The sequence below is a fragment of the Pseudomonas sp. LG1D9 genome (assembly GCF_002949995.1).
GTDB lineage: Bacteria > Pseudomonadota > Gammaproteobacteria > Pseudomonadales > Pseudomonadaceae > Aquipseudomonas > Aquipseudomonas proteolytica.
The window spans coordinates 5,819,263-5,844,293 of the sequence record NZ_CP026881.1 but is presented as its reverse complement, the minus strand read 5'-3'; the positions used below and the strand labels follow the sequence as shown (position 1 = coordinate 5,844,293).

Annotated in this window: 18 protein-coding genes; 8 read left to right on the top strand and 10 right to left on the bottom strand. The window is 60.7% G+C overall.

Features of this window, described 5'->3' with window-relative positions; genetic code table 11:
- Positions 1 to 239 precede the first annotated feature (239 nt).
- The 5 genes from C5F71_RS26800 to C5F71_RS26780 form a co-directional block, all read right to left on the bottom strand.
- On the bottom strand, positions 240 to 1,217 hold the full coding sequence (locus tag C5F71_RS26800) for a D-glycerate dehydrogenase (RefSeq protein ID WP_104912431.1): 978 nt from the start codon (positions 1,215 to 1,217) through the stop codon (positions 240 to 242).
- Positions 1,217 to 2,515 (bottom strand): MFS transporter, encoded by a 1,299-nt coding sequence (locus C5F71_RS26795; protein WP_070995274.1) that lies wholly within the window; start codon positions 2,513 to 2,515, stop codon positions 1,217 to 1,219. Before C5F71_RS26795 ends, C5F71_RS26800 begins: the two co-directional genes overlap by 1 nt.
- A gap of 54 nt (positions 2,516 to 2,569) precedes the next feature.
- Positions 2,570 to 3,514, bottom strand: a complete 945-nt coding sequence (locus C5F71_RS26790) for a sugar kinase (protein WP_029291514.1) — start codon at positions 3,512 to 3,514, stop codon at positions 2,570 to 2,572.
- A complete protein-coding gene (locus C5F71_RS26785; RefSeq protein WP_029291516.1) occupies positions 3,507 to 4,289 on the bottom strand; it encodes a sugar phosphate isomerase/epimerase in 783 nt (260 codons plus the stop codon). The genes C5F71_RS26790 and C5F71_RS26785 overlap by 8 nt, the downstream gene beginning before the upstream one ends.
- A gap of 110 nt (positions 4,290 to 4,399) precedes the next feature.
- Positions 4,400 to 5,419: a LacI family DNA-binding transcriptional regulator gene (locus C5F71_RS26780; RefSeq protein ID WP_104912430.1), complete on the bottom strand. Its 1,020-nt coding sequence runs from the start codon at positions 5,417 to 5,419 to the stop codon at positions 4,400 to 4,402.
- 255 nt (positions 5,420 to 5,674) lie between these two features.
- Here C5F71_RS26780 and C5F71_RS26775 point away from each other — a divergent pair, with 255 nt between their 5' ends.
- The 3 genes from C5F71_RS26775 to C5F71_RS26765 all read left to right on the top strand — a co-directional run bounded on the left by C5F71_RS26775 (position 5,675) and on the right by C5F71_RS26765 (position 12,374).
- Entirely contained in the window at positions 5,675 to 7,624 is a 1,950-nt protein-coding gene (locus C5F71_RS26775; RefSeq protein WP_177410418.1) for a hypothetical protein, read from the top strand.
- Between the two features lie 193 nt (positions 7,625 to 7,817).
- Positions 7,818 to 9,866: a hypothetical protein gene (locus tag C5F71_RS26770; RefSeq protein WP_256588026.1), complete on the top strand. Its 2,049-nt coding sequence runs from the start codon at positions 7,818 to 7,820 to the stop codon at positions 9,864 to 9,866.
- A 252-nt stretch (positions 9,867 to 10,118) separates the two neighbouring features.
- Positions 10,119 to 12,374 (top strand): autotransporter outer membrane beta-barrel domain-containing protein, encoded by a 2,256-nt coding sequence (locus C5F71_RS26765; protein WP_070995279.1) that lies wholly within the window; start codon positions 10,119 to 10,121, stop codon positions 12,372 to 12,374.
- Positions 12,375 to 12,434: 60 nt separating this feature from the next.
- Here C5F71_RS26765 and C5F71_RS26760 read toward each other — a convergent pair whose 3' ends face one another.
- From C5F71_RS26760 to C5F71_RS26750, 3 genes are all read right to left on the bottom strand, one after another.
- Positions 12,435 to 13,076 (bottom strand): DUF1345 domain-containing protein, encoded by a 642-nt coding sequence (locus C5F71_RS26760; protein WP_070995286.1) that lies wholly within the window; start codon positions 13,074 to 13,076, stop codon positions 12,435 to 12,437.
- Between the two features lie 155 nt (positions 13,077 to 13,231).
- Positions 13,232 to 16,324, bottom strand: coding sequence for an efflux RND transporter permease subunit (locus tag C5F71_RS26755; RefSeq protein ID WP_104912429.1), 3,093 nt, complete (start codon positions 16,322 to 16,324; stop codon positions 13,232 to 13,234).
- Positions 16,325 to 16,342: 18 nt separating this feature from the next.
- The gene (locus C5F71_RS26750) at positions 16,343 to 17,500 is read right to left on the bottom strand and encodes an efflux RND transporter periplasmic adaptor subunit (RefSeq protein ID WP_029291529.1); all 1,158 of its coding nucleotides are present in this window, start codon (positions 17,498 to 17,500) and stop codon (positions 16,343 to 16,345) included.
- A gap of 303 nt (positions 17,501 to 17,803) precedes the next feature.
- On the opposite strand from C5F71_RS26750, the gene C5F71_RS26745 reads away from it, so the two are divergent.
- The 4 genes from C5F71_RS26745 to nudC all read left to right on the top strand — a co-directional run bounded on the left by C5F71_RS26745 (position 17,804) and on the right by nudC (position 21,737).
- On the top strand, positions 17,804 to 18,505 hold the full coding sequence (locus C5F71_RS26745; RefSeq protein WP_029291530.1) for a response regulator transcription factor: 702 nt from the start codon (positions 17,804 to 17,806) through the stop codon (positions 18,503 to 18,505).
- Between the two features lie 4 nt (positions 18,506 to 18,509).
- Positions 18,510 to 19,805 (top strand): ATP-binding protein, encoded by a 1,296-nt coding sequence (locus C5F71_RS26740; protein ID WP_104912428.1) that lies wholly within the window; start codon positions 18,510 to 18,512, stop codon positions 19,803 to 19,805.
- Between the two features lie 279 nt (positions 19,806 to 20,084).
- A complete protein-coding gene (locus C5F71_RS26735; RefSeq protein WP_029291534.1) occupies positions 20,085 to 20,897 on the top strand; it encodes a crotonase/enoyl-CoA hydratase family protein in 813 nt (270 codons plus the stop codon).
- Between the two features lie 6 nt (positions 20,898 to 20,903).
- A complete protein-coding gene (gene nudC / locus C5F71_RS26730; protein WP_104912427.1) occupies positions 20,904 to 21,737 on the top strand; it encodes an NAD(+) diphosphatase in 834 nt (277 codons plus the stop codon).
- Here nudC and C5F71_RS26725 read toward each other — a convergent pair.
- Positions 21,705 to 22,484 carry a TSUP family transporter gene (locus C5F71_RS26725; protein WP_029291538.1) on the bottom strand — a complete coding sequence of 260 codons (780 nt, stop codon included), beginning with the start codon at positions 22,482 to 22,484 and terminating at the stop codon, positions 21,705 to 21,707. The two genes, nudC and C5F71_RS26725, sit on opposite strands and share 33 nt — an antisense overlap.
- A gap of 338 nt (positions 22,485 to 22,822) precedes the next feature.
- On the opposite strand from C5F71_RS26725, the gene sfnG reads away from it, so the two are divergent.
- Positions 22,823 to 23,935: a dimethylsulfone monooxygenase SfnG gene (sfnG, locus tag C5F71_RS26720; RefSeq protein WP_092236843.1), complete on the top strand. Its 1,113-nt coding sequence runs from the start codon at positions 22,823 to 22,825 to the stop codon at positions 23,933 to 23,935.
- Here sfnG and C5F71_RS26715 read toward each other — a convergent pair.
- The gene (locus C5F71_RS26715) at positions 23,924 to 25,015 is read right to left on the bottom strand and encodes a GNAT family N-acetyltransferase/peptidase C39 family protein (RefSeq protein ID WP_104912426.1); all 1,092 of its coding nucleotides are present in this window, start codon (positions 25,013 to 25,015) and stop codon (positions 23,924 to 23,926) included. The two genes, sfnG and C5F71_RS26715, sit on opposite strands and share 12 nt — an antisense overlap.
- Positions 25,016 to 25,031 lie beyond the last annotated feature (16 nt).

Genomic DNA, 25,031 nt, shown 5'->3' with positions numbered 1-25,031 from the left:
CTGGCAGAACATGGTGAGGCTGTTGGGGCTGCTTCACCCCTTGTGGCGAGGGGGCTTGCCGGAACGCCGTATCGCCCCCGTTGGGCTGCGGCAGCAGCCCCAAAACCAGCCACCTTGGTGTACCTGGCAGAACAGGGTGAGGCTATTGGGGCGGCTTCGCCGCCCAGCGCGGGGCAAGCCCGCTCGCCACAGACAAGTCCTCTCACCACAGGCAAGTCTTCTGACCAATCAGGCCAGGCTCAGCGCTTCCAGGCGCTGGTGTTCACCAGGTTTTTCGGGCGTTCGCCGGCCAGTGCTGCCAGCAGGTTGTCCACCGCACATTTGGCCATCGCTTCGCGGGTTTCGTGGGTTGCAGAGCCGATATGGGGGGTCGCCACCACGTTGCTCAAACGCAGCAACGGCGAGTCGTGATTCAACGGCTCACGCTCGAACACATCCAGACCCGCAGCGCGAATCGTACGCTGTTGCAGGGCTTCGACCAGTGCCGCTTCGTCCACCACTTTGCCCCGGGAGATATTGATGAAAATCGTCTCCGGCCCCATAAGCGCGAACTCCTTGGCGCCAATCAATCCCTGAGTCTCGGCAGTCAACGGTAATGTCAGGCAAACAAAATCGGCTTGCTGCAGCAGATCGGGCAAGCTGCGGTATTGCGCGTCAAACCGCTGATCTACCGCAGGCTTGGGCGAGTGGCTGTGGTAGATCACCGGCATGCCAAAGCCAAAGTGCCCACGCTGTGCCAGCGCTTCGCCAATACGCCCCATGCCAATGATGCCCAGGGTCTTGCCGTGCACATCGCTGCCAAAGTGCAGGGGGCCGATGTTCTGGTTCCAGTTACCGGCGCGCACCATATTCGCCAACTCCACCACGCGTCGGGCGGTGGCGAGGATCAGCGCAAAACCGGTGTCGGCGGTGGTTTCGGTGAGCACATCAGGGGTGTTGCTGAGCAGGATGCCGCGCTGGGTCAGGTAGTCGATGTCGTAGTTATCAACGCCCACCGAAACACTGGCCACCGCCTCCAGCTGCGGTGCCAGGTCCAGCAGGTTCGCATCCAGGCGCAGGCTGGCGCCCAGTAAGCCGTGGGCGCTGGGCAAGGCATCACGCAATTGTGCCAGGCCGGTGGGGTCGAGGTTTTCAATCAGCGTGACCTGGGCCGCTTCGTGCAGGCGGGCCATCAGCGGCGCGGAGAGTTTCTTGTACAACACGACATGCTTTTTCATCAGGTTCTTACCTTCAAATCCAGGGAATGCAACGGTGCTGTCGGGGAGGGTTCACGTGCACCGGTCTTGAGGAAAATCGTCAGCACCACCGACAGTAGCAACGCACCGCTCATCAGCAGGTACGACGCGCCCGGCGAGCCGGTGCTGCTATTGAGGTAGCCCACCAGGTACGAGCCGCCAAACGAGCCCAGCGCGCCCATGCTGTTGATCAAGGCCATGGCCCCACCGGCGACGTTGGCCGGGAGGATTTCCGGGACGATGGCAAAAAACGGCCCATAGGGCGCATACATGCACGCGCCGGCGATCACCAGCAGGGTGTACGACCACCAGAAGTGTTCGGCCCCCAGCAGGTAGGAACCGTAGAACGCGATGGAGGCGATCAGCAGCGGCGGCCACACAAAGCGTTTACGTTTTTGCAGCTTGTCGGAGCCCCAGGACACCAGCAGCATGGCAATCACCGCCGCGAGGTAAGGCAGCGCCGATAACCAGCCGGCTTCGACCATATCCATCTGCAGGCCCGCCTTGAGGATCGAAGGCAGCCACAGCACAAAGCCGTAGACGCCGATGCTCCAGCAAAAGAACTGCAACGCCAGGATGATGACCTTGGGCGAGCGGAAGGCTTCGGCATAGTTTTTCACCGCCTTGAGACCCACCTGCTCGGCGGCCAGTGCGGTTTCCAGGTCGTGTTTCTCGCCGGCACTCAGCCATTTGGCATCCGCTGGGCGCTCATCGGCCAGGCGCCACCAGATAAAGGCCCAGAACACCGCCGGCAAGCCTTCGACGATAAACATCCAGCGCCAGCTGTAATGCTGAACCAGGTAACCCGATACGACCGACATCCACAACATGGTCACCGGGTTGCCAAGGATCAGGAAGGTATTGGCGCGCGAGCGTTCGGCACGGGTGAACCAGTGGCACAGGTACACCAGCATCGCCGGCATCACCGCGGCCTCGACCACCCCGAGCAAAAAGCGGATGGCGATCAGCATATAAGCGTTGGACACCACGCCGGTCAGCGTGGCCAGGCCGCCCCAGAGGATCAGGCTGACGAAGATCAGCTTCTTCACGCTGCGCCGCTGGGCGTAGATCGCGCCCGGCACCTGGAAGAAAAAGTAGCCAAGGAAAAACAGTGCACCGAGCAGTGAAGACATGCCCGGGGTGATCATCAAGTCTTCGGCCATGCCGGAGGCGGCGGCAAAGCCGTAGTTGGCGCGGTCCAGGTACGCCAGGCTGTAGGTAATGAAGACGATGGGCATGATGTACCACCAACGGCGGGTGGCGAGTTTCAGGTTATTCATGGGGTTGCTCCTGAGCTTGTTGTAGTTGTGGCAACAGGTAACGGTGTATTCGGGTCAGCCGGCTTTTTGCAGGGCGGGCAGGTCGGCGCGCAGGGGCAGGCCTTCCATATCGCCACGGCTCTGAACCGCGCGGCTGCCGATCCAGTTGGCGCGCTGCACTGCCTGGGCAAAGCTGAGGTTTTCAAGGAGCGCGCTGATCATGCCCACGGCAAAGCCATCACCGGCCCCCACGGTATCCACGACTTTGGTCACCGGCACGGCGGCGATAAACCCCTGGTCCAGATGGCTACGGTAGTAGGCGCCGTGGGCGCCGAGCTTGATCGCCACGGCCTCGGCACCCTGGTCGAGGTAGAAGGCGGCGATGTCCGCAGGGTCTTCGAAACCGGTCAGCAGGCGACCTTCGCTCAACCCCGGCAGCACCCAATGGGCCAGGCGGGCCAGAGCGTTGATTTCGCGGATCATTTTTTGCTCGCTGGGCCATAGCGAGGGGCGCAGGTTGGGGTCGAAGGACACACTGCGGCCTGCGGCGCGCATCTGGCTCATCAACTGGCGCGACAGCTCGGCGGCGGTGTCCGACAACGCCGGCACAATGCCGGTGGCGTGCAGGTGCCGCGCTTGCAGCAGCGCAGGCGTGATCACGGCACTGGACAGGTGGCTGGCCGCCGAACCACGGCGAAAGTACTCGACCTGCGGATCGGCGCCGGTCTCTTCCCGAGACTTGAGCTGAAAACCGGTGGGGTGCGCGGGGTCGACCGTCACATGTCGGCAGTCCAGGCCCTCGCGCTCGAGGGTCTGCACCACGAAACGCCCCAATGAGTCATCACCGACCCGACTCAACCAGGCCACATTGAAACCCAAGCGCGACAGGCCAATTGCGACATTGCTGTCGGCGCCGGCGATCCGTTTGTGAAACTGGCCGACCTGGGCCAGGTCGCCGGTTTGCTCGGCGACGAACATCGCCATGGTCTCGCCAAACGACAGGATATCGATCTCAGACATGGGCATTCTCCACACGCGGTTGGCCAAGGACGCTGAGGGTGGCCACTTGCTGGGCAGTGACCTCCAGCAGGTCGTCGCCTTGCAGTGGGAATTCCACTGCCCGGCTGATTCCTTGAGGCATCAGCCCCAGCAATTGTTCCCACAGATGCAGGTCGGGGGCGCCCGGCGGCAAGGCCACCAGCTTGCCGTCGGCGCGACGTGCCACCGCCTTGCAGTGCAGGTAATCGACATACCGCCCCAACAGGCGCGCGGCGGTCTGGGGGGACTGGTCCTGCCAGTGCCAGTTGCCGATATCGAAAGTCATTTTCACCGGGACGCTCAAGCGTTCGGCTTGATCGAAGAAGCGTTGCATCGGCTCGATGCGCCCACCGTGCAGGGTCTGGTCGTTCTCTACCAGCAAGCGCACCGGGTGGCGGTGGAGCAGGGCGCTGAGGCTGTGCAGGTCGTTGGTGTCGGTGAAGTAGCCGAGCGAAACCTTCAACCAGCGCGCACCGAAGGCCTGGGCCCGGTCGAGGGTGGCGGACAACTGTGCATTGGCTTGCGCGCGGCCGGCCACCCACAGCTCCAGGGGCGAGGAAAACACGCACTCCAGGCCCTGTTCAGCGGCGGCTTGGGCCAGCTCGCCGGGGTGTTCGCTGGTGAGCAGTTCTTCGCGCCATTCAATGCGCGTGGCGCCGGCAGCGGCCAGCACCTCGACGAAACTCAATTGGCCGCGCTGGCGAACCAGGTCGGCGCCGTAGCTGGAGAGGCTGATGGAAACGGGATATCTGTGCATTGTTATTAATCTCTGAAACCGGTTTCATTTGTAAATAAAAAAACACCCTTCAGGAGCCGGCTTGCCGGCGATAAGGCCCTTAGGCCGGGCACCTCATCGGCAAGCAACTCCTACAGGGGTTGGGTGGAGCCTCGAAGAATGAGTTGCGGAGCAAAATCCAGGGCACGGGGCGGCGAGGTATCGCCGCGCAAACGCTTGAGCAAACAGTCGAACGCGCTGGCGCCAATCGCTTCGGTGGGCTGGGCCAGGGCAGTGATGCCGCTGCCTACCAACGGGTACCAGTCCAGGTCATCCAGGGCAATCAGCCCGACGTCCTCGAACAACCGGCAACCCAATTGGCGCAGGGCTTTGGTGCAGGCAAGTGCGGCGACGCCGTTGGCACAAAACAGGGCTTTGGGGCCGGTGTCGCAGGCGCCAAGGAATGCCTGCAAACGGCTGGTCAAATCATCGCCAATTTCCAGCACGGCGGCATGCAGGCTGTTGCGGCGACTGATCTGGGCATGGAAGCTTTCCATGCGCTCAACCCGCGAACTGGTGCCATCAGCGGCTTCGCTGACCAGCAGGATATCCCGGTAGCCCTGTTGTTCCAGGTGCTCCAGGGCCATGCGCACGGCCAGCGGGTTGTCCAGGCCCACCAGATCGCTGTGCAAGGCCTCGACCTTGCGATCGACCAGCACCAGCGGCATTTCCCGCTGCAACTCCAGCAGTTGCTCAAGGTGATGGCCCAGGGTGTTCACGATCAAACCTTCGATGTTGTACGCCCGCAGGGCTTCCAGATGCTGGCGCTCCTGCTCGTCATCGCGGTCGGTGTTGCACACCACCAGGCTGTAGCCGTGTTGCCGGCAGGCGGTTTCCACACCATGCATCACGGCAATGGAATAGGGGTTGCGGATATCGGCCACCAGCATGCCGATCAGGCGCGTGCGCCCACGCTTGAGGCCGCGGGCCATCTGGTTGGGGCGGTAGCCCAACTCCTCGATGGCCTGCTCGATACGCAGGGCGATCGTGTCGGAGAGCAGGGCACGGTCATCGCCGATAAAACGCGACACGCTGGCCTTGGACACACCGGCACGGTTGGCTACATCAAGCATGGTCACGCGGCTGCGCTGGGCAGCAGAGAATGAAGTCACGGTAGCGGGCCTTTCTTATTTTGGATAACGGTTCATGAATCAATTTGAAACCGGTTTCAGTGGACGCCATGTTTGACGCCTCGTCAAGGAATTTTCTGAAGGCACATGGCTTTGAAAACACTTGAATCCGACGAATGGAATGCGGCACCTGTTAGTTTTGACAGTTACGGACAATGCAAATCAGGCGTTTAATTTCTCCAGCAGTCGATCCTTAAGTCACTGGCACCTTCTTGTTTCATCGTTGAGGTAATCGTCATGTCCGGCACCTCCAAGCCAACCACTCAAGCTGTCGTCACTCAACCAGAGCAAGGTGTGTTGAATCTTTTTCCGATGACCATTCCTGGTGTGGACCCTCTGGACCCAAATGGGCTGATCCCCGCAGCATTGATGCTCTCACCGCTTCAAGTGCAAGTTCCCATGTGGACACCGCCCCCTGAGCCGCTGGATACCCCCCATATCCTCATGATTTATTGGGAGCGCGCAGGCACTGTGGTTTACAGCGACTCGATCATTGTTCAGTCGCCGCCGCCACCGGTACCTGCCATGCACACCCTGTTCATTCCTTTGCTGGTGCTCCGGGCACAGTCCGGGCCCGTCGAACTGTATTATTCAGTCACCGATTCGTTTGGTGGGCGCAGCGAACTCAACCCTAAAAGAACACTGACGGTCGACATGGATGCGCCGCAATTATTAAACCCCGCCGACCAACTGACGTTTGTTGTGACTCCTGCACCCGCAGTTGATGAGGCGTACTTGGCCAGTCATCCACAGGTGGCGCTTCACGTTCCGCCCTATAGCGGCCGCAATGACGGGGACACGATTCATTTCTACCTGTCCAATTTAGCCAACCCACCGGTTGCGGGTGAAGATGGTGTTTATGAACTGGTGTCCAGCGCTGATCCGTTGATTGCCACCCTGGATGCAGCCGCTTTTCGCACGCTTAGCAATGGTGACGCTTACGTCTTTTTCAGGGTTTTTGACAAAGCGGGCAACTTCAGCGACCGCAGTGCCGGCCTGCCATTTCAGCTGGCGCTGACTGCAATGCCGGGGCAGTTGCCCCTTGCGCAAATCGTGCCTCCGCGTTATGACGATTTACTGATCAATCGCGAAGACGCCAGGGCCAGCGTATTTGTCCGCATAGGTTCCTACACCGACTGGGCTGCGGGGGATGAAGTCATTGTGTATTGGAAAGGCCGTCCTACTGTCAGGCATCCGGTCAACGGTTTTCCCACCGATGTGGAGGTTCCATGGGATGTTATGCGTGGCCCGCTGACCGATCCGTTGGTGCCCGAAGCGGTACCGGTACGCTATGAGATTATTCGAGGTGGTCTGCCGCCATTTCCTTCGTTCAATATTCTGGTGAATGTGAACCTCACGGTCGCTGGACAGGACCACGCGAATGCACCGGCACTGTTCAATCCGGATTTGCCCGTGCCGCAAGTCTGGGGGCTTGTTTCCAACACCCAGAACGTCGTCAACCATAATGACAATCCCGCCGGAGCCCGTGCCCGCGTCTTGCTTTATGAAAACCCGCTGCCTGGAGAAATTCTGCGGTTTTATTGGAATGGCACCGGGCCGGTTGCCAGTTACACCGTGCAGTTGGGAGATGTAGCAGGGCAACTGGTGTTTTCCACGGTTATTCCCTGGGCGGTGATGGCGGGTTTTATTCACCCAGCATTGCCGGTGTATTACACCACCAGTAATGGCGTGAATGATCAGCAATCGGACAATGCGCTGGTAAACGTAAATACGGGTGCATTGATTTCTTTTCCGGCTCCACTTCTAAACCATACGTTAGTGGGGCCCGCTGGCTACTTGGGTTGTTGTTCAAAGCCCGAAATATTCCTGGGAGTAGAGTGGTCATTGGCGCCGGATGATCGCTTTGAACTTAATGATGTGGTGACTTTTTTTTGGGAAGGGTTCCTGGTTAACAATTGGGAACCGCCGGTTATTGAAGAATCAAGGTATGACGATAGCAAAACATTCAGTACTGACGCAGATTTGATGAATGGATTGCACTTCCGGGTCGCGCCCTATGAGGAAAAAGTCGTGCCGATGCGTAATTACGGCTCGGCTCGGGCCTGGTATCAGGTGAGGCGTGGCGGGGCCCTTATAGGTGAGTCGCTGCCTAGAAGGATTCGTGTTGATCTGCTGTCCGCTGGCTCAGGTCAGTATTGTAAGTTAGGCGATGTCATTGTGTGTTAAAACGACGGCGTGGCAACCATTATCGGAAACAAGAGCAACTAAGGTTTGATGTTGGCTTGATCGCACTATTGTAGTTGTTTTTAAAGTGCGCAGTTACTCCAGTGCCCAAGAGGCTAGCCCGTTTGCAACTTGCATTGGGTGCTGCTGTACACCCTGAAAAAGCTGTAATACCCAATCAGCGTTGGAGAAGAAAATGGACAGGAAAACGTTAGAAACCATCCAAAGATTCCAAACTCGTTGCGCGACAAATAACACACTTCTTAGCTTGCCCGCGGGGACCTATGAAGGTCAGGTTCCGGGGTTTCCCGGGTTGATTGATCGCAACACCGCACTTAAAGAGACAATGGAGTTTTTAATTCCTCGTTGGGATGATTTCAGCACCGATCCAAATTTTCCAGACACCGTCAGAGTCTGGATGTGGCCATTGGATGACCCTCAGCCGTCCGAACCCTTTACGACATTTACCGTATCTTCACCTGCAGCGGGCGGGGTGCCGGTCAACATTGCATTGGCTCGGCGTCCACCTGGCGCGCACCTTATCCGGTATGAACTGTTCGTCGACAATGTCGGAAATTCCACCCAGTCAGATCCGCAATTGCTGATCGTGGACCTGGCGCCTCCCTATTACAGCCACGTGGGGCCGATTCCCGCTCCCTTACCTCCAGCAGGCCTGCCGACCCCTGCATCATTGGCTTACTTCCAGGGTTTACCCAATCAAGCGGCTATGTTTCGCGTTCCTGACTATGTGGCGAACGGGCGCGCACCTGGAGACTATGTATTATTGTATTACAACAATTCGGATACGCCTTATCTGCCTACGGCAGCCAGTACTGATCCGAAATGGGTTCTGCCTGCCGATTTGAGCTTCCCCTTGCCCTTGTCGGTCGTCCAGGGTAGCGCGGACGGGCTACGTAGTTTGCGCTATGAGTTGCACGACGCGGCAGGCAACTTTGCGAGGTTGTCATCCCAATTTGTATTTGACGTGGGGTTGTTTCCTGCGCCCAGTAATTTCATCGCTCCAACCATTGATCTGGCGGTTCCCGGTGACCTGCTGATTGATCGCAGTGATGTCGCACAGCTCAACGGCGCCATCATCCGCATACCTGCCTATAGTAATTTTCTGCGCGGCGACGAAGGGGACATGATCAGTGTGACCCTGACCACATCCCTGGGTACGGTGACCCTGCCCGACGTGCCGTTGGGCAGTAACACCTTCCCGCTGCAGGTACATGTTGCATTCCCTACGCTGGCTCTGCTTTATGGCGCCACTGAAGGGTTATTGTCGATGACGGCGTCCTACGCGGTAATGCGTCGTTCGGTCAGCTACCCTTCGACGCTGACCGCAACAACTGACCTTGACCTTTTTGTAGTTGGGCCAGCAAACCCGAATGAGCCGGATCCGGTCAACCCAGATCTGAACCCGGTAGTGGTCAGGGGTGAGGATGCAACGGGCGTCGAGGGTTCGCCCAATGAGTTGCTACCCGAACACGCAAACCGGCCAGCCAATGCCTATGTCACACTCTGGGACGAACCGCCGACTCCGGATGCCAGCGCATTTACCATCTACCTCTACTACGAAGGCGAACTGGTGGATTCGCTGTTTGTCGCAAACGGTATCGCCAACCAGGTCGTCCAGTTGCAGATTCCCTGGAGCGCCATTTCTAACCATAACAACGGTACCAAGCGGGTGTATTACACCATCGGTGCCGCAGGCAGTTCGAATCGACAACAGGCCCCCATCACACAGGTGGAGGTTACCGCCAACATCATATTCCTGGCGCCTCCGATCGTTCGAAACGTTGTCGTCGGCGGCGGCAGGGAGACTATCAACTGCAGCAGCTTCAGGCCCGTCGGGCCGCCCCCCGGTAACATCGTAGTGTTTGTTCCGCCCTCGGAGCATTTCTCGCTGAATATGATCGTTACCGTGCATTGGCGGGGTTACCGGGATGATGCGGGCACCATTGAAGTTCCTGCCGTCGCAGGCAGCAAAGCTTCGGTGCCCCTGACGCAGTCGATGGTCAACCTTGGATTCGAGATCGAGTTGGAGGACTACTTCACTCTCTTCAAACCGATTCAGCCGACCACGGCGGACCGGCTTGCCGGTTCAGCCAGTATTCACTACAGCATTGTTCTGCCCTCGGGCACGGTTAACTCCTCTGACGCTACACCGCGAGTGCGTGGGCATCAGGTCGGCGGTGCAACTTCGTTTTTTTGCGATGGAACGGCCTCGCCGGCGTCTTGATCTTTTGAGCTGTTGCCAAAGGGGAGCATTGCTCCCCTTTGGCATTTTGATGTGGATGATCAGCGGACGCCTGGAATCAGCTGGCGACGATTAAAGGCCTTGAGCCACGACCGCAAGCACACTTAAGGATAATCCTACATAAAGCGGTAAGTACTCTGGATACCGTTAGCACCGCTCGCTTGGCAGGGTCCCACACAGTTTGGAACCGGCCAGTTTCTTGCGAATTGGAACGCCAACCCAGAGGTCCGCTAAATGCCATCCGTATTCAATTTCAAACCATCACCGTTGAGCCTCGCATTGAAGGCCAACACTGTCACTTTTCTTATGCTTCTCGGCCATGCAGCCGAAGCCCGTGTCGTCACGGGGCCCGACGAGTATGTGCGCCCAGGTCCGGCGCCGGATCGCTTTGAACTGCGCACGGGTTCTGGCCTGACCGTCCAAGGTACCGAAACCCTGGAAATCCGTGCCCAATCCGCAACCCTGGTGGTCACGCCAGGCAGCTTGACCAAGGACATCGTCGCTTTTGATTCCCAGATCCGTGTAGACGGTTCGGATGTCATTGCTCGCAGCACGGCAGATGCCGCTATTCGCGCCACAGGCAGTAATGTACTGGTCAGCAACAGCAATCTCATCCACAACAATGGAACCGGCTTGATTGCCGGCCGCTCACTGGGCGGCACTGATGGTTCCAGCGTCAAGGTCATCAACAGCACGATTACCGGCACTAATCGTGGGGCCAGCGCCAGTGCCTACAGTGTGCTGGACTTCAGCGGTTCCCATATCGAGGCGACGAACGACAATGGCATGGGCCTGTCGCTGATGAGCGGGACAGCGTTTGCGACCGATAGCCGAATTGTAGGTGGCGCCAACGGCGTGCAAATGGCCGTCGACGGATCGTCCGGAATCATGGACAGTGCGTTGCTGCTGGACGGTTCCAGCGTGGTAGGTACGAACGGTGCTGCCATCCTGACAAGAGCGGGTACCAACGCTGATATTCAGGTGCTGAACGGTTCGTCCCTGACTGGCGGCAACGGCAACATCCTGGAAGTCACCGGTGGCTCCACCGCCAACATGAACGTTGACCGCAGCGCCCTGGTGGGCGACGTGGTTGTCGAGGATGGCAGCAGCGCCAAGGTGCAGCTCAACAACGGCTCCTGGCTGACCGGCCAGTTGAAAAATGTCGCCGAGTTGAGCGTGAACGATGCCTCCCACTGGGTCCTGGTGGGCGACAGCCAGGTCGACGCCTTGAAGATGGGCGGCGGCGCCGTGCACTTCGGCGGGGAAGATGAGTTCTACCAATTGAACGTCAAGAGCCTGGAAGGCGAGGGCACGTTCATCATGCACACCGACTTTGCCACCCACCAGACCGACTTCCTCAACGTCGAGGGCAAGGCTGAGGGGCAGCACAGCCTGATGCTGGCCGCTACCGGCTCGGAGATGGCCCGTGGCGAGCCGATCAAGGTTGTGCACACCGAAGGCGGCGATGCGCACTTTTCCCTGGTGGGTGACACCGTGGACGTCGGCGCCTATGCCTATGGCTTGAAGCAGGAGGGCACCGACTGGTTGCTCGACCCGACCCGTCGCGGCACCAGCACCAGCGCCCACTCGGTACTCGCCCTGTTCAACAGCGCGCCGACTGTGTTGTACGGCGAGATGAGCATCCTGCGTACGCGCATGGGCGAATTACGCTTCAGCGAAGGCGCTGGCAACGGCCTGTGGATGCGCAGCTACGGCAATAAATTCGACGTGGCGAGCAACAAGAACGGCGCGGGCTACAAGCAGGTCCAGAAGGGCTTTACCATCGGTGCCGACGCGCCGTTGCCCGGTGGTGATGGTCAGTGGATTGCCGGCGTGATGGGCGGCCACAGTACCTCGGACCTGAGCCTGACCCGAGGCAGCAGTGGCGAGGTCAAGAGCTACTACGTGGGTGGTTATGCCACCTGGCTGGACGCTGAAAGTGGTCTGTACTTCGATGGTGTGGCCAAGCTTAACCGCTTGCACACTGAGAACGACGTGACCATGAGTGATGGTAAAAAAGCCAAGGGCAACTACACGCAAAACGCCGTGGGCGCGTCGGCCGAGTTCGGTCGCCACATCAAGCTGGATAACGATTTCTTCGTTGAACCGTATGGCCAGTTGTCGGCCACGATCACCCAGGCGCAGAGCTATGAGCTGTCCAATGGCCTGAAGGCCAAAGGTGATCGCTCCAGCAGCGTGGTCGGCAAAGTGGGTGTGACTGCGGGCAAGAACATCCAGCTGGAAAGTGGCGGTGTGTTGCAGCCTTACCTGCGTACTGCGGTGGCCCATGAGTTTGATCAGAGCAACAAGGTGTTTATCAACGATCAAAGCTTCAACAATGACCTGTCGGGTTCACGGGTTGAATTGGCCGCCGGTGTTGCCATGTCGGTTTCGCAGAACGTCAAGGTGCACGCGGACTTTGAAACCAGCACAGGCAAGAAGATCGATCAGCCTTGGGGTGTCAACTTCGGTATTCGTTACGACTTCTAAGACCCCCACCCACAAAAAAAGGAAGCTTCGGCTTCCTTTTTTTGTGGGCGTTGTTGGGGGTCAGCCGAACAATCCGGCGGCAATATTGATCGAGAAGCCCAGGATCGCCGTGTTGAACAGGAACCCGATCAATGATTGCCCCAGTACCACCTTGCGCATGGCGCGGGTGGCGACGCCCACGTCCGAGGTCTGGACGGCGACGCCGATGGTGAAAGAAAAGTACAGGAAGTCCCAGTAGTTGGGTGTCAGCGGTCCCTCGGCAAAACGCAGCGCTGGCTCCTTGCCCTCCCAGGTGTAATAGAGGCGGGCGTAATGCACGCTGAAAATTACCCCGATCAGCAACCACGAGCCAATCACCGTCACCCCTGTAAAGCCGTAGTGCAGCAGGCGTTCGGCAGTGCCCAGGTCTTTACTGCCGGCCAGGCCAAAGGCGATCGTCGCCAGGCTGGCAATCGCGGCAATACACACCATGAACAGCACCAGGCCGGCGTTCTCGTCCTCGATTTCAGCGATACGCTTGACGTCTTCGGCCTTGGCCTTGATGGTCAGGCGCAGCATCAGTATCAGGTAGGTCCAGACCCCGGCGTTCCAGCCGATCAGGATTTTGGTGAGGATCGAATCGAAGGGCGCGAGGATGCCGATTGCCAGGCCCAGGACGGCGGCGGCGGACAGGCGAGGGTGGGTTCGGGCGAGAAAGGGCATGGTGCTCACAAATGCAGGTTTGGTGAGCAACCATAGCCTATTCCTGTAGGAGCCGGCTTGCCGGCGAAATTCATCAAAGATAACGCGGTTATCCTGATGCCCCGGAGCGCTCTCTGGTTTTTCGCCGGCAAGCCGGCTCCTACAGGGTGGCGCTATCAATCTTTGCGTTTGCGCACCAGTTTCATCACCACCACGAAGAACACCGGCACAAACACGACCGCCAATGTCGCGGTGATCATCCCGCCGATCACCCCGGTACCGATCGCCTGCTGGCTCGCCGAACTGGCACCGGTGGCAATGGCCAACGGCACCACGCCGAGGATAAACGCCAGCGAGGTCATGATGATCGGCCGCAGACGCAAGCGTGCAGCCTTCAACGTTGCCTCGATCAGGTCTTCACCCTGGTCGTACAGGTCCTTGGCAAACTCGATGATCAGAATCGCGTTTTTCGCCGACAGCCCGATAATCGTGATCAAGCCGACCTTGAAGAACACATCGTTAGGCATGCCACGCAGCGATACCGCCATGACCGCGCCCAATACCCCCAACGGCACCACCAACAACACCGAGGTGGGGATCGACCAGCTTTCATACAGCGCCGCCAGGCACAGGAACACCACCAGCAGCGACAGCATCAGCAGCAGCGGCGCCTGCGAGCCCGACAACCGTTCCTGCAGCGACAAGCCGGTCCATTCCTGGCCCAGGCCAGCCGGCAGTTGGCTGACCAGGCGCTGGATTTCCTCCATGGCCTCGCCGGTGCTGCGGCCCGGTGAGGCCTCACCGGAAATGGCGATGGCCGGGTAGCCGTTGTAACGGGTCAATTGCGCCGGGCCCTGGACCCAACGAGCTTCGACAAACGCCGACAACGGCACCATCTTCCCGGCGTCGTTGCGCACGTGGATCTTCATCAGGTCTTCGACCTGGCTGCGTTGGTCACCTTCGGCCTGTACCACCACCCGCTGCATGCGGCCCTGGTTGGGGAAGTCATTGATATAGGCCGAGCCAATGGCCGAGGACAGGATATTGCCCACATCGGCAAACGACACGCCCAAGGCATTCGCGCGTTTGCGGTCCACCTCAAGCTGCACCTGCGGTGCTTCTGCCAGGGCGCTTTCACGCACGTTAGCCAGGATCGGACTTTTTTCCGCCGCCGCCAGCAACTCGGTACGCGCCGCCATCAACGCCGCATGCCCCACACCGCCACGGTCCTGCAAACGGAACTCAAAGCCGCTGGAGGTGCCCAGGCCGTCCACGGGCGGCGGCAGCACGGCATAGGCCATCGCATCCTTGAGCTCGGTGAAGGCCATGTTGGCGCGGTCGGCAATCGAGGCCGCCGAATCGTCGCTGCTGCGCTCGGACCAATCCTTGAGCGTGGTAAACGCCAGCGCCGCGTTCTGCCCCGAGCCGGAAAAGCTGAAGCCCATGATCATCGTCGTATCACCGACGCCTGGCTCGGTGGCGTTATGCGCCTCGATCTGCTCGGCCACCTGCACCGTGCGGTTCTTGCTCGCGCCCGGTGGCAGCTGGATATCGGTGATGGTGTAGCCCTGGTCTTCCACCGGCAGGAACGAGGCGGGCAGGCGGCTGAACAAATAGCCCAGGCCCACCAGCAATACCAGGTAGATCAGCAAATAGCGGCCGCTGCGCTTGAGGGCATAGGCCACCCAGCCTTCGTAACGGTCGGTCAGTTGCTCGAAGCGGCGGTTGAACCAGCCGAAGAACCCGCCCTTGGTGTGGTGCTCGCCCTTGGCAATCGGCTTGAGCAACGTGGCGCACAGGGCCGGGGTCAAGGACAGGGCGAGAAACGCCGAGAACAGGATAGAAGTGGCCATCGACAACGAGAACTGCTGGTAGATCACCCCCACCGAGCCGGCCATGAAGGCCATCGGCAGGAATACCGCCACCAGCACCAGGGTAATCCCGATGATCGCCCCGGTGATCTGGCCCATGGCCTTGCGCGTGGCTTCCTTGGGCGACAGGCCCTCGGTCACCATGATCCGCTCGACGTTCTCCACCACCACGATTGCATCGTCCACCAGGATGCCGATGGCCAACACCATGCCAAACATGGTCAGCACGTTGATCGAGAACCCCAGCAACAGCATGGTGGCGAAGGTGCCCATCAGGGCAATCGGCACCACCAGCGTCGGGATCAGGGTGTAGCGGATGTTCTGCAGGAACAAGAACATCACGGCAAACACCAGCGCCATCGCCTCGAGCAGGGTGTAGATCACTTTGGTGATCGAGACCTTGACGAACGGCGAGGTGTCGTAAGGAATCTTGTACTCCACATTGGCCGGGAAATAGCGCGACAGCTCATCCATCTTCGCCCGCACCAGGGTCGCCGTGCTCAAGGCATTGGCGCCCGGCGACAGCTGCACGCTGACGGCGGTAGATGGCTTGCCGTTCAAACGCGTGGAGAACTGGTATTCCTGGCTGCCGATTTCGACGCGCGCCACATCGCCAATGCGCACGGTGGAGCCGTCCGGGTTGGCCTTGAGCACAATGTCGGCAAACTCGGCCGGTGTGGAGAGTTGGCCCTTGACCAGGATCGAAGCGGTGATTTCCTGGGTGTTGGTACCCGGCAAATCACCAATGCTGCCCGCCGAAACCTGGGCGTTCTGCGCGGTGATCGCGGCATTCACGTCGGCCGGGGTCAGGTTGAAACCGATGAGTTTCTGCGGGTCGATCCAGATCCGCATCGCCCGTTCGGCGCCATACAACTGGGCCTTGCCCACGCCGTCCAGGCGCTTGAGCTCGTTCATCACGTTGCGCGCCAGGTAATCGCTGAGCGCTACGTCGTCGAGCTTGCCGTCGCTGGAGGTCAGGGTCACCAGCAGCAGGAAACCGGCGGACACTTTCTCCACCTGCAGGCCTTGCTGGGTCACAGCTTGCGGCAGGCGCGGCTCCACGGCCTTGAGGCGGTTCTGCACATCGACCTGGGCCATTTCCGGGTTGGTGCCTGGTTGGAAGGTCGCGGTGATAGTGGCCGAGCCGAGGCTGCTCTGGGATTCGAAATACAATAAGTGGTCGGCACCGTTGAGCTCCTGCTCGATCAGGCTGACCACGCTTTCGTCCAGGGTCTGGGCCGAAGCGCCCGGGTACACCGCGTAGATTTCCACCTTCGGTGGTGCGACGTTGGGGTACTGCGCCACCGGCAACTGCGGGATGGCGAGGGCGCCCGCCAGCAGGATAAACAGGGCGACCACCCAGGCGAAGATCGGGCGGTCAATAAAGAACTGCGGCATTGTCTCTGATCCCTTTGATTACTGGCCGGCTGCCTGGGCAACAGGCTCGGGGCTGGCATCCACTTCGACTTTTTCACCGGGGCGCGCGTGTTGCAGGCCTTCGACGATGATGCGGTCACCGGCCTTCAGGCCGCTGTTGACCACCCAGCGGTCGTTGACCGCCGCGCCCAATTCCACCGGTTGCTGGCTGACGTTCTGTTCGGCATCCACCAGCAACACCATGGGGATACCGGCGCTGTCGCGGGTGATTGCGCGCTGCGGCACGCTCAGGCCTTGCTGGTCGACCGCTTGCTCCAGGCGCACACGGATAAAGCTGCCGGGCAACAGGTCGAGGTCCGGGTTGGGGAACTCGCTGCGCAGGATGATCTGCCCGGTACCCGGGTCCACGGAAATCTCCGCGAACAGCAACTTGCCCGGCAGCGGGTACAGGCTGCCGTCATCCTGGATCAGCGTGGCCTTGGCCTGGTCCTGGCCCACCTGCTTCAAGTGCCCGGCGCGAAAGGCCCGGCGCAGGTCATTGAGCTCGCGGGTGGACTGGGTGAGGTCCGCGTGGATCGGGTCCAATTGCTGGATCAATGCCATGGGCGTGGCTTCGTTCTGGCCCACCAGGGCGCCTTCGGTCACCAGCGCGCGGCCGATACGCCCGGAGATTGGCGCCGTCACCGTGGCATAGCCCAGGTTGAGCTTGGCGCGCTGCACCGCGGCCTGGTTGGCCGCCACATCGGCGGCAGTCTGCCGGGCAGCGGCGCGGGCGTTGTCGTAGTCCTGGGCGCTGATGGCATTGCCTTCGACCAACTGGCTATAGCGCTGCTCTTGCAGGCGCGCCTGGAAGGCATTGGCCTCGGCCTTGCGTAGGCTCGCCTGGGCGCTGTCGAGGTCAGCCTTGAACGGCGCCGGGTCGATACGGAACAGCACGTCACCCTGTTTCACGTCATGGCCTTCGTTGAACACCCGCTGCAAGACCACGCCTGCGACCCGTGCGCGCACCTCGGCAATGCGCGGCGCGGCAATCCGCCCGCTCAGTTCACTGCTGATGGACAGGGGCTTGGCTTCAAGGGTTTCAATCCGTACCTTGGCCAGGGGCATTTGCGGGGCTTCGTCCGCAGAATTGCCACAGGCCCCCAGGGCCAACGTCAGTGCCAGCAGGCAAAACGGCGCAAACAGATTCTTTGACATGCTCTTATCCCAATATTGACTGGCGCATCCTACGGGCGCCCCCGGCCCGGTGCTGTGAAGCTATGTAGGCGGTGTGTGAAGAAATGTAAGGTACGGCGCACGCCGGGGCACGTGCGTATATCCTTCACGGCTGTGGATCCTAACAAGCTCTTCTGATCAATGACGATCTAATGTGGGAGGGACTTGCCCGCGATAGCGGTGTGTCAGTAGATACATCCGGCGACTGATGCACCGCCATCGCGGGCAAGCCCGCTCCCACATTGGATTTGTGTACGACAAAAAACCGTATTAATTGGAAACACCATGCCCAACATCCTCCTGGTCGAAGACGACGCCGCGCTGTCCGAGCTGATTGCCAGTTACCTTGAACGCAATGGCTATCACGTCAATGTGCTCAGCCGTGGCGACCATGTGCGCGAACGGGCCAGGCTCAATCCACCGGACCTGGTCATCCTCGACCTGATGCTGCCTGGCCTTGATGGCCTGCAAGTCTGCCGCCTGCTGCGCGCCGACTCGGCGGGCCTGCCGATCCTGATGCTGACCGCCCGCGATGACAGCCATGACCAGGTGCTGGGCCTGGAAATGGGCGCCGATGACTACGTGACTAAACCGTGCGAGCCACGGGTGTTGCTGGCCCGGGTGCGCACCTTGCTGCGCCGCAGCAGCCTCAGCGAGCCACAGGCGGCCAATGACCAGATCCTGATGGGCAACCTGTGCATCGACCTGTCGGAGCGCTCCGTGACCTGGCGCGACCAGGTGGTGGAGCTTTCCAGCGGCGAATACAACCTGCTGGTGGTGCTGGCCCGGCATGCAGGCGAAGTACTCAGCCGCGACCAGATCCTGCAGCGCCTGCGTGGCATCGAGTTCAACGGCACCGACCGCTCGGTGGACGTGGCCATTTCCAAATTGCGCCGCAAGTTCGACGACCATGCCGGCGAGGCCCGCAAGATCAAGACGGTGTGGGGCAAGGGCTACCTGTTCAGCCGTTCCGAGTGGGAATGCTGACACCATGTTCCGCGTCCTGATCCGTCTCTACCTGCTGACCATCGTGACCTACAGCGCGGCGATCTACCTGATCCCCATGGGCATCATCGAGGTCTTCCACAAGCGCTACATGAACTACAACATCGAGCAATCCCGGGGCTTGCAAAGCCTGATCGTGCGCCAGTACCACAGCCGGCCGGTGGAGCGCTGGTCCGAGGTCACCGAGCAGTTGTCGCGGGACTTCGCGCCATTGAAGGTGCAATTGATGCATCGCCAGGACGCCCGCTATACACCAGATGAGGAGCGGTTGCTGGAGCAGGGCAAACCGGTGATCCGCCTGGGGGAGTGGGGCTGGATGGAAGAAATCAGCTCGCCGCTCAATGAGCAGTTGGCGGTCAAACTGACCATCCCGCCCGACCCGCTGGACATGAACCTGCTGTACTGGAGCATGAACGTGCTGATCGGCGCGGCGTTGCTGGGCGGGTTGTTGATATGGCTGCGCCCGCATTGGCGCGACCTGGAACGCCTCAAGACCACCGCCGCGCAACTGGGCCGCGGCCATCTGGAAGAGCGCACGCACATCCCCCCCAGCTCCAACATCGGCAGCCTGGCGGCGGTGTTCGACACCATGGCCAACGACATCGAACACCTGCTCAATCAGCAGCGCGACTTGCTCAACGCCGTCTCCCACGAACTGCGCACCCCGTTGACCCGCCTGGACTTCGGCCTGGCCCTGGCGCTGTCCGAGGACCAGCCGGCCGCCAGCCGCGAACGCCTGCAAGGCCTGGTGGCGCACATCCGCGAACTGGATGAGCTGGTGCTGGAACTGCTGTCCTACAGCCGCCTGCAAAACCCGGCGCAACTGCCCGAGCGGGTGGACGTGGTGTTGGATGAGTTTATCGACAGCATCCTGGGCAGCATCGACGAGGAACTGGAGAACCCCGAGATCGTGATTGATGTGGTGCTGGACTGCGCCATGGAGCGTTTTACCCTCGACCCGCGCCTTACCGCTCGCGCGCTGCAAAACCTGCTGCGCAATGCCATGCGTTATTGCGAACGGCGGATCCAGATTGGCGTCAAGGTCTGCGCCAAGGGCTGCGAAATCTGGGTGGATGACGACGGCATTGGCATCCCCGAAGAACAGCGCGCGCGGATTTTCGAGCCTTTCTACCGCCTGGACCGAAGCCGCGACCGCGCCACCGGAGGTTTCGGCCTGGGCCTGGCGATCAGCCGCCGGGCCGTCGAGGCGCAGGGCGGCACACTCACCGCACAAGCCTCGCCCTTGGGCGGCGCGCGCCTACGGCTTTGGCTGCCTACCTGAGCAGTGTGGCCAGAGGGCTTGTTGTGGCGAGGGGGCTTGTCCCCCGTTGGGCTGCGTAGCAGCCCCAGTCCCTCAAGCTCGCCGAGTTTTTTCAGACAAATAGAGTTGGCTGGTTTTGGGGCTGCTGCGCAGCCCAACGGGGGACAAGCCCCCTCGCCACGAATGCCCACTGCGCCCATTTGCTCCAGTCCTGCTTTTGGCACATGCGCTGCCTTACCGCCCCTGATGCACCCTTGCTATAGTTCGGCCCTTATCAGCCGTCAGCCAAGGATCACTGCCATGTCCGAATACCAAGCCTTTGTCGTCGAACTCCACGGCAACGTCGCCCATGTGCAGATCAATCGCCCAGAAAAAATCAATGCCATGAATGCGGCGTTCTGGAGCGAGATCATCGAGATTTTCCAATGGATCGACGACACCGACGCCGTGCGCGCGGTGGTGTTGAGTGGTGCCGGCAAACATTTTTCCTCGGGCATCGACCTGATGATGCTGGCCTCGGTGGCCAATGAGTTTGGCAAGGATGTGGGGCGCAATGCGCGCTTGCTGCGGCGCAAGATCCTGCAACTGCAGGCCTCGTTCAATGCCGTCGACAACTGCCGCAAACCGGTGCTGGCGGCGATCCAGGGCTACTGCATCGGCGGCGCAATCGACCTGATCAGCGCCTGTGACATGCGCTACGCCGCTGACGACGCGCAGTTCTCGATCAAGGAAATCGACATCGGCATGGCCGCCGACGTCGGCACCCTGCAACGCTTGCCGCGCATCATCGGCGACGGCATGTTGCGGGAGTTGGCCTACACCGGTCGCACCTTTGGCGCCGAAGAGGCGCGCAGCATCGGCCTGGTCAACCGCACCTTTGCCGATCACCAAAGCCTGCTGGCCGGAGTGATGGAGCTGGCTGCGCAAATCGCCGCCAAATCACCGATTGCCGTGACCGGCACCAAAGCCATGATCAGCTACATGCGTGACCACAGCATCAACGATGGCCTGGAATACGTTGCCACCTGGAACGCTGCTATGTTGCAATCCAACGACCTGCGCGTGGCCATTGCGGCCCATATGAGTAAGCAGAAACCCGAATTCGTGGATTGACTGAACATGACCCCAGGCTGGATTACCACAACGCTGCTGGACAACGACGCCCCTGGCGGCTGGGCCGTGGCCCGTAGTCGCGAAGGTTTTTTACTCGATGACAACGGGCCGCTGTTTCCCAGGGAGTGGCTCAAGCGCCAGGACCTGTCGGTGTTGGCCGAGCATGGTATTGGCCACCTGGACGGTGAGCCTGTGTATCTGCTGGAACTGAACAGCCCTGGCGATGTGCCAGGTTGCCGCTGGCAAGGTTTGCGGGCCTTTATGCTGCAGGGCGATCACCGTTTGTACAAAGTCCTGGGCTATGCCGCGCAAATCGGCACCTGGGCCCGCGAGCACCGGTTCTGCGGCAGTTGTGGCCAGGCGATGGTGCAGGTGCCCCGGGAGCGCGCGATGTTCTGTCAGGCCTGCGACCTGCGCAGTTACCCGCGCATCTCACCGAGCATGATTGTGCTGATCACCCGTGGCGATGAGATTCTGCTGGCCCGTTCACCGCGTTTCGTCACCGGGGTCTACAGCACCCTGGCCGGGTTTGCCGAGCCGGGGGAGTCTGCCGAAGACTGCCTGATCCGCGAAGTGCGCGAGGAAGTGCAGGTCGAGGTGCAGAACATTCAGTACGTGGGCAGCCAGTGCTGGCCGTTTCCCCACTCCATGATGCTGGGCTTCCACGCCGAGTATGCCGGGGGCGAGATCGTGCCCCAGGCCGACGAGATCGAGGATGCGCAGTGGTTCAACATCCACCAGTTGCCACCGCTGCCGGCGTCGCGCTCGATTGCCCGCTACCTGATCGACCTGTATGTGGCGCGCCGCTTAGGCCACGCTGAACCAGTGCTGCCAGGCTAGGCGCACAGTCAGGCCGAGGACCACGGTGATAAACACCGGGCGAATGAATTTGGCGCCACCGCTGATGGCACTGCGGGCGCCAAAGAACGCGCCCACCATCACCGACAGGCCCATGCTCAGGCCGACAATCCAGTCTACCGAGCCATTGAAGATAAACACCGACAGCGCCGCAGCGTTACTGACGAAGTTCATGCTGCGCGCCACGCCGCTGGCCTTGACCAGGTCGACGGGGTACATCAGCAGGGTGCTGACGGTCCAGAACGCGCCGGTGCCCGGGCCGGCCACGCCATCATAGAACCCCAGGCCAAAACCCTGGGTCGACTGCCATTTCTTCTTGATCGGCGCATCTGCGTCCAGCGGCGCCTTGGGTGTGCCGCCAAACAGCAGATAGATGCCACAGGCGAAGACAATCACCGGCAGCATCTTGTTCAGCCATTCGGCGGGCAGGTAATGGGCGACGACGGCCCCGACCAGCGCGCCCACCAGCGTGCCGACGATGGCATGCACCCACTGGCGCGGGTGGAACAGCTTGCGCCGGTAGAAGGTAAAACTGGCCGTGGCCGAACCGAAGGTCGAACTCAGTTTGTTGGTGCCCAACACCAGATGGGGCGGCATGCCGGCAGTGAGCAAGGCCGGGGTGGTGAGCAAACCGCCGCCGCCGGCAATGGCATCGATAAAACCGGCGATAAAGGCAACCACGGCGAGAATGGCCAGGGTGGTGAGGTCAACGCTGAGTTCAAAAGGCATGGAGGCGACTTATTTTCGGCGAGGCGCAGAAAGAGCTGCGCGAAAGTCCGCTAGCTTACCTACAACCGATTGTTACGGCGACTGTTGCAACACACCTTCACCTGTAGGAGCCGGCTTGCCGGCGATGGCGGTTGACCTGACACACCGCAATCGCCGGCAAGCCGGCTCCTACGGGTGGGTGTTGTGCCAGCAACAGTGATTCAACAAACCATCCGCCCGGGCAACATTCGCAGGTCCGGGTTCGGAGCGGTCGCAGGCGCCTGCCACGGGGCTTTGCCCACGCTGGCACGGTTGCTGCTCCAGACCCTGCACCATCCCTGTGTGCGAGGTACCGAACGATGACTCAGCAAGCCGTGAAATTCGCCTATTGGGTGCCCAATGTCAGTGGTGGCCTGGTGGTGAGCAAGGTCGAACAACGCACCGACTGGGGCATCGACTACAACCGCAAATTGGCCCAACTGGCGGAGGAGGCGGGGTTTGAGTACGCCTTGACGCAAATCCGCTTCACCGCAGGCTACGGTGCCGAGTACCAGCACGAGTCCGTAGCGTTCAGTCACGCGTTGCTCGCCGCCACCAGCAAACTCAAGGTCATCGCGGCGATCCTGCCGGGGCCCTGGCAGCCGGCACTGGCGGCCAAGCAACTGGCGACCATCGACCAACTGACCCATGGCCGGGTGGCGGTGAATATCGTCAGCGGCTGGTTCAAGGGCGAGTTCCAAGCCATTGGCGAGCACTGGCTGGAGCACGACGAGCGCTATCGCCGCTCTGAAGAGTTCATCCGCGCCTTGAAAGGTATCTGGACCCAGGACGATTTCACCTTCAAGGGCGATTTCTACCGCTTCAACAATTACAGCCTCAAGCCCAAGCCACTGGGCCAACCGCACCCGGAGATTTTCCAGGGCGGCAGCTCCCGCGCGGCCCGGGATATGGCGGCGCGGGTCTCGGATTGGTATTTCACCAATGGCAACACACCAGAGGGGATCAAGGCCCAGGTCGACGATATCCGCGCCAAGGCGGCGGCCAATAACCATTCGGTCAAAGTTGGGGTCAATGCGTTTGTGATCGCCCGCGACACCGAGCAAGAAGCCCAGGCAGTATTGGCCGAGATCATCGACAAGGCCGACCCGGAAGCGGTCAACGCCTTTGGTGACGCCGCCAAACAAGCAGGCAAGGCATCGCCCGAAGGCGAGGGCAACTGGGCCAAGTCCAGCTTCGCCGATTTGGTGCAGTACAACGACGGCTTCAAGACCAACCTGATCGGCACGCCCCGCCAGATTGCCGAGCGTATTGTTGCGCTCAAGGCCGTGGGCGTGGACCTGGTGCTGGCGGGCTTTCTGCACTTCCAGGAGGAGGTGGAGTATTTCGGCCAGCGCGTATTGCCCCTGGTGCGCGAGTTGGAAGCCAAGGCCGCCGCGACCGGCAGCGCCAGGCCGGAGGCGTTACCGGTATAACACCACCGCCGCCCGTAGCTGGTTGTTACCAAAGCGGCACATCCGCTCGAACTCCCCGTGGCTGACCGGCAAATGCTGGCAGTCCATGGGCTGGCGATGCTGGCTATGATCCACGTCGGGATCATGCAGGTAGACAAACTCCTTATCGCAGTCGGTCACGATCACCCAGTGCGGTGACTTGGATCGTGTCAGCCGGTAGCTGCTGATCAGCACCAGCGGCTGGCCACCGTCCTCCAGGACCTGGGCCAGGTCCAGCGCGCCGCCAAACACCTGTTGTACATCACTGTTGATCAACTCCTCTTCGAACCCCTCATGCACCAGGCGCATGACCTCTTTTTTATGCGGGTCGCGCACCCCATCGAGAAACAGCGGCCCACGGATGTTGACCTGCATGCGCACGCGAAAACCCCGGCGCCAGGCGGCCAGGGCCAGGCCCTGGGGGCTGCAGCCGCCGTGGCCGGCGGTCATGAACACGGTGGTTGCCTCACGCCAGATCTGCAATTCCTCCCGGCGCAGAAACTCTCGCCCAGGTAACAGCGCGCCCATGGCCATTAGCAGGCAGGCGGCGCCGCAGGTGAAATCGGTGGTCTGCTGGTAGTAAGGAACGCTCAAGGCACGGGCGTCCGCGTGCTGGAGGATGCGTTTCTCCAGGCGCAGGGCGTCGGTATGGTCGGCGTAATAGTCATTGATCAAGGCAAAGCGTCGGTAGCCACTGCGTTCATACAGCGCGATGGCACCTGGGTTGTCAGTGCGCACCTCAAGGCGCAGGTACGCACAATCGTGCGCCACCGCGCAGGCTTCGATGCGCGCCAGCAATTGCTTGCCCAGGCCCATGCCCCGGGCAGGCGCGGCAATAGCCAGGGAATACAGACGCGCCAACGAGGTGCCGCGATGGAACAGCACCAGCGCATAGCCCAGCAATTGTCCGGCGTTTTCGGCCACCAGTAACTGCGCGTGGGCACGGCTGATCATCCACTGGAAACTGCGCGAAGACAGCCGGTCTGTGGTGAAGCAGTGCTGTTCCAAGGCTACCAATGCTGGCAAGTCATCGAGGGTTGCAACGCGAAAAGAAAGAGTCATATAACCGCCGTAAAAG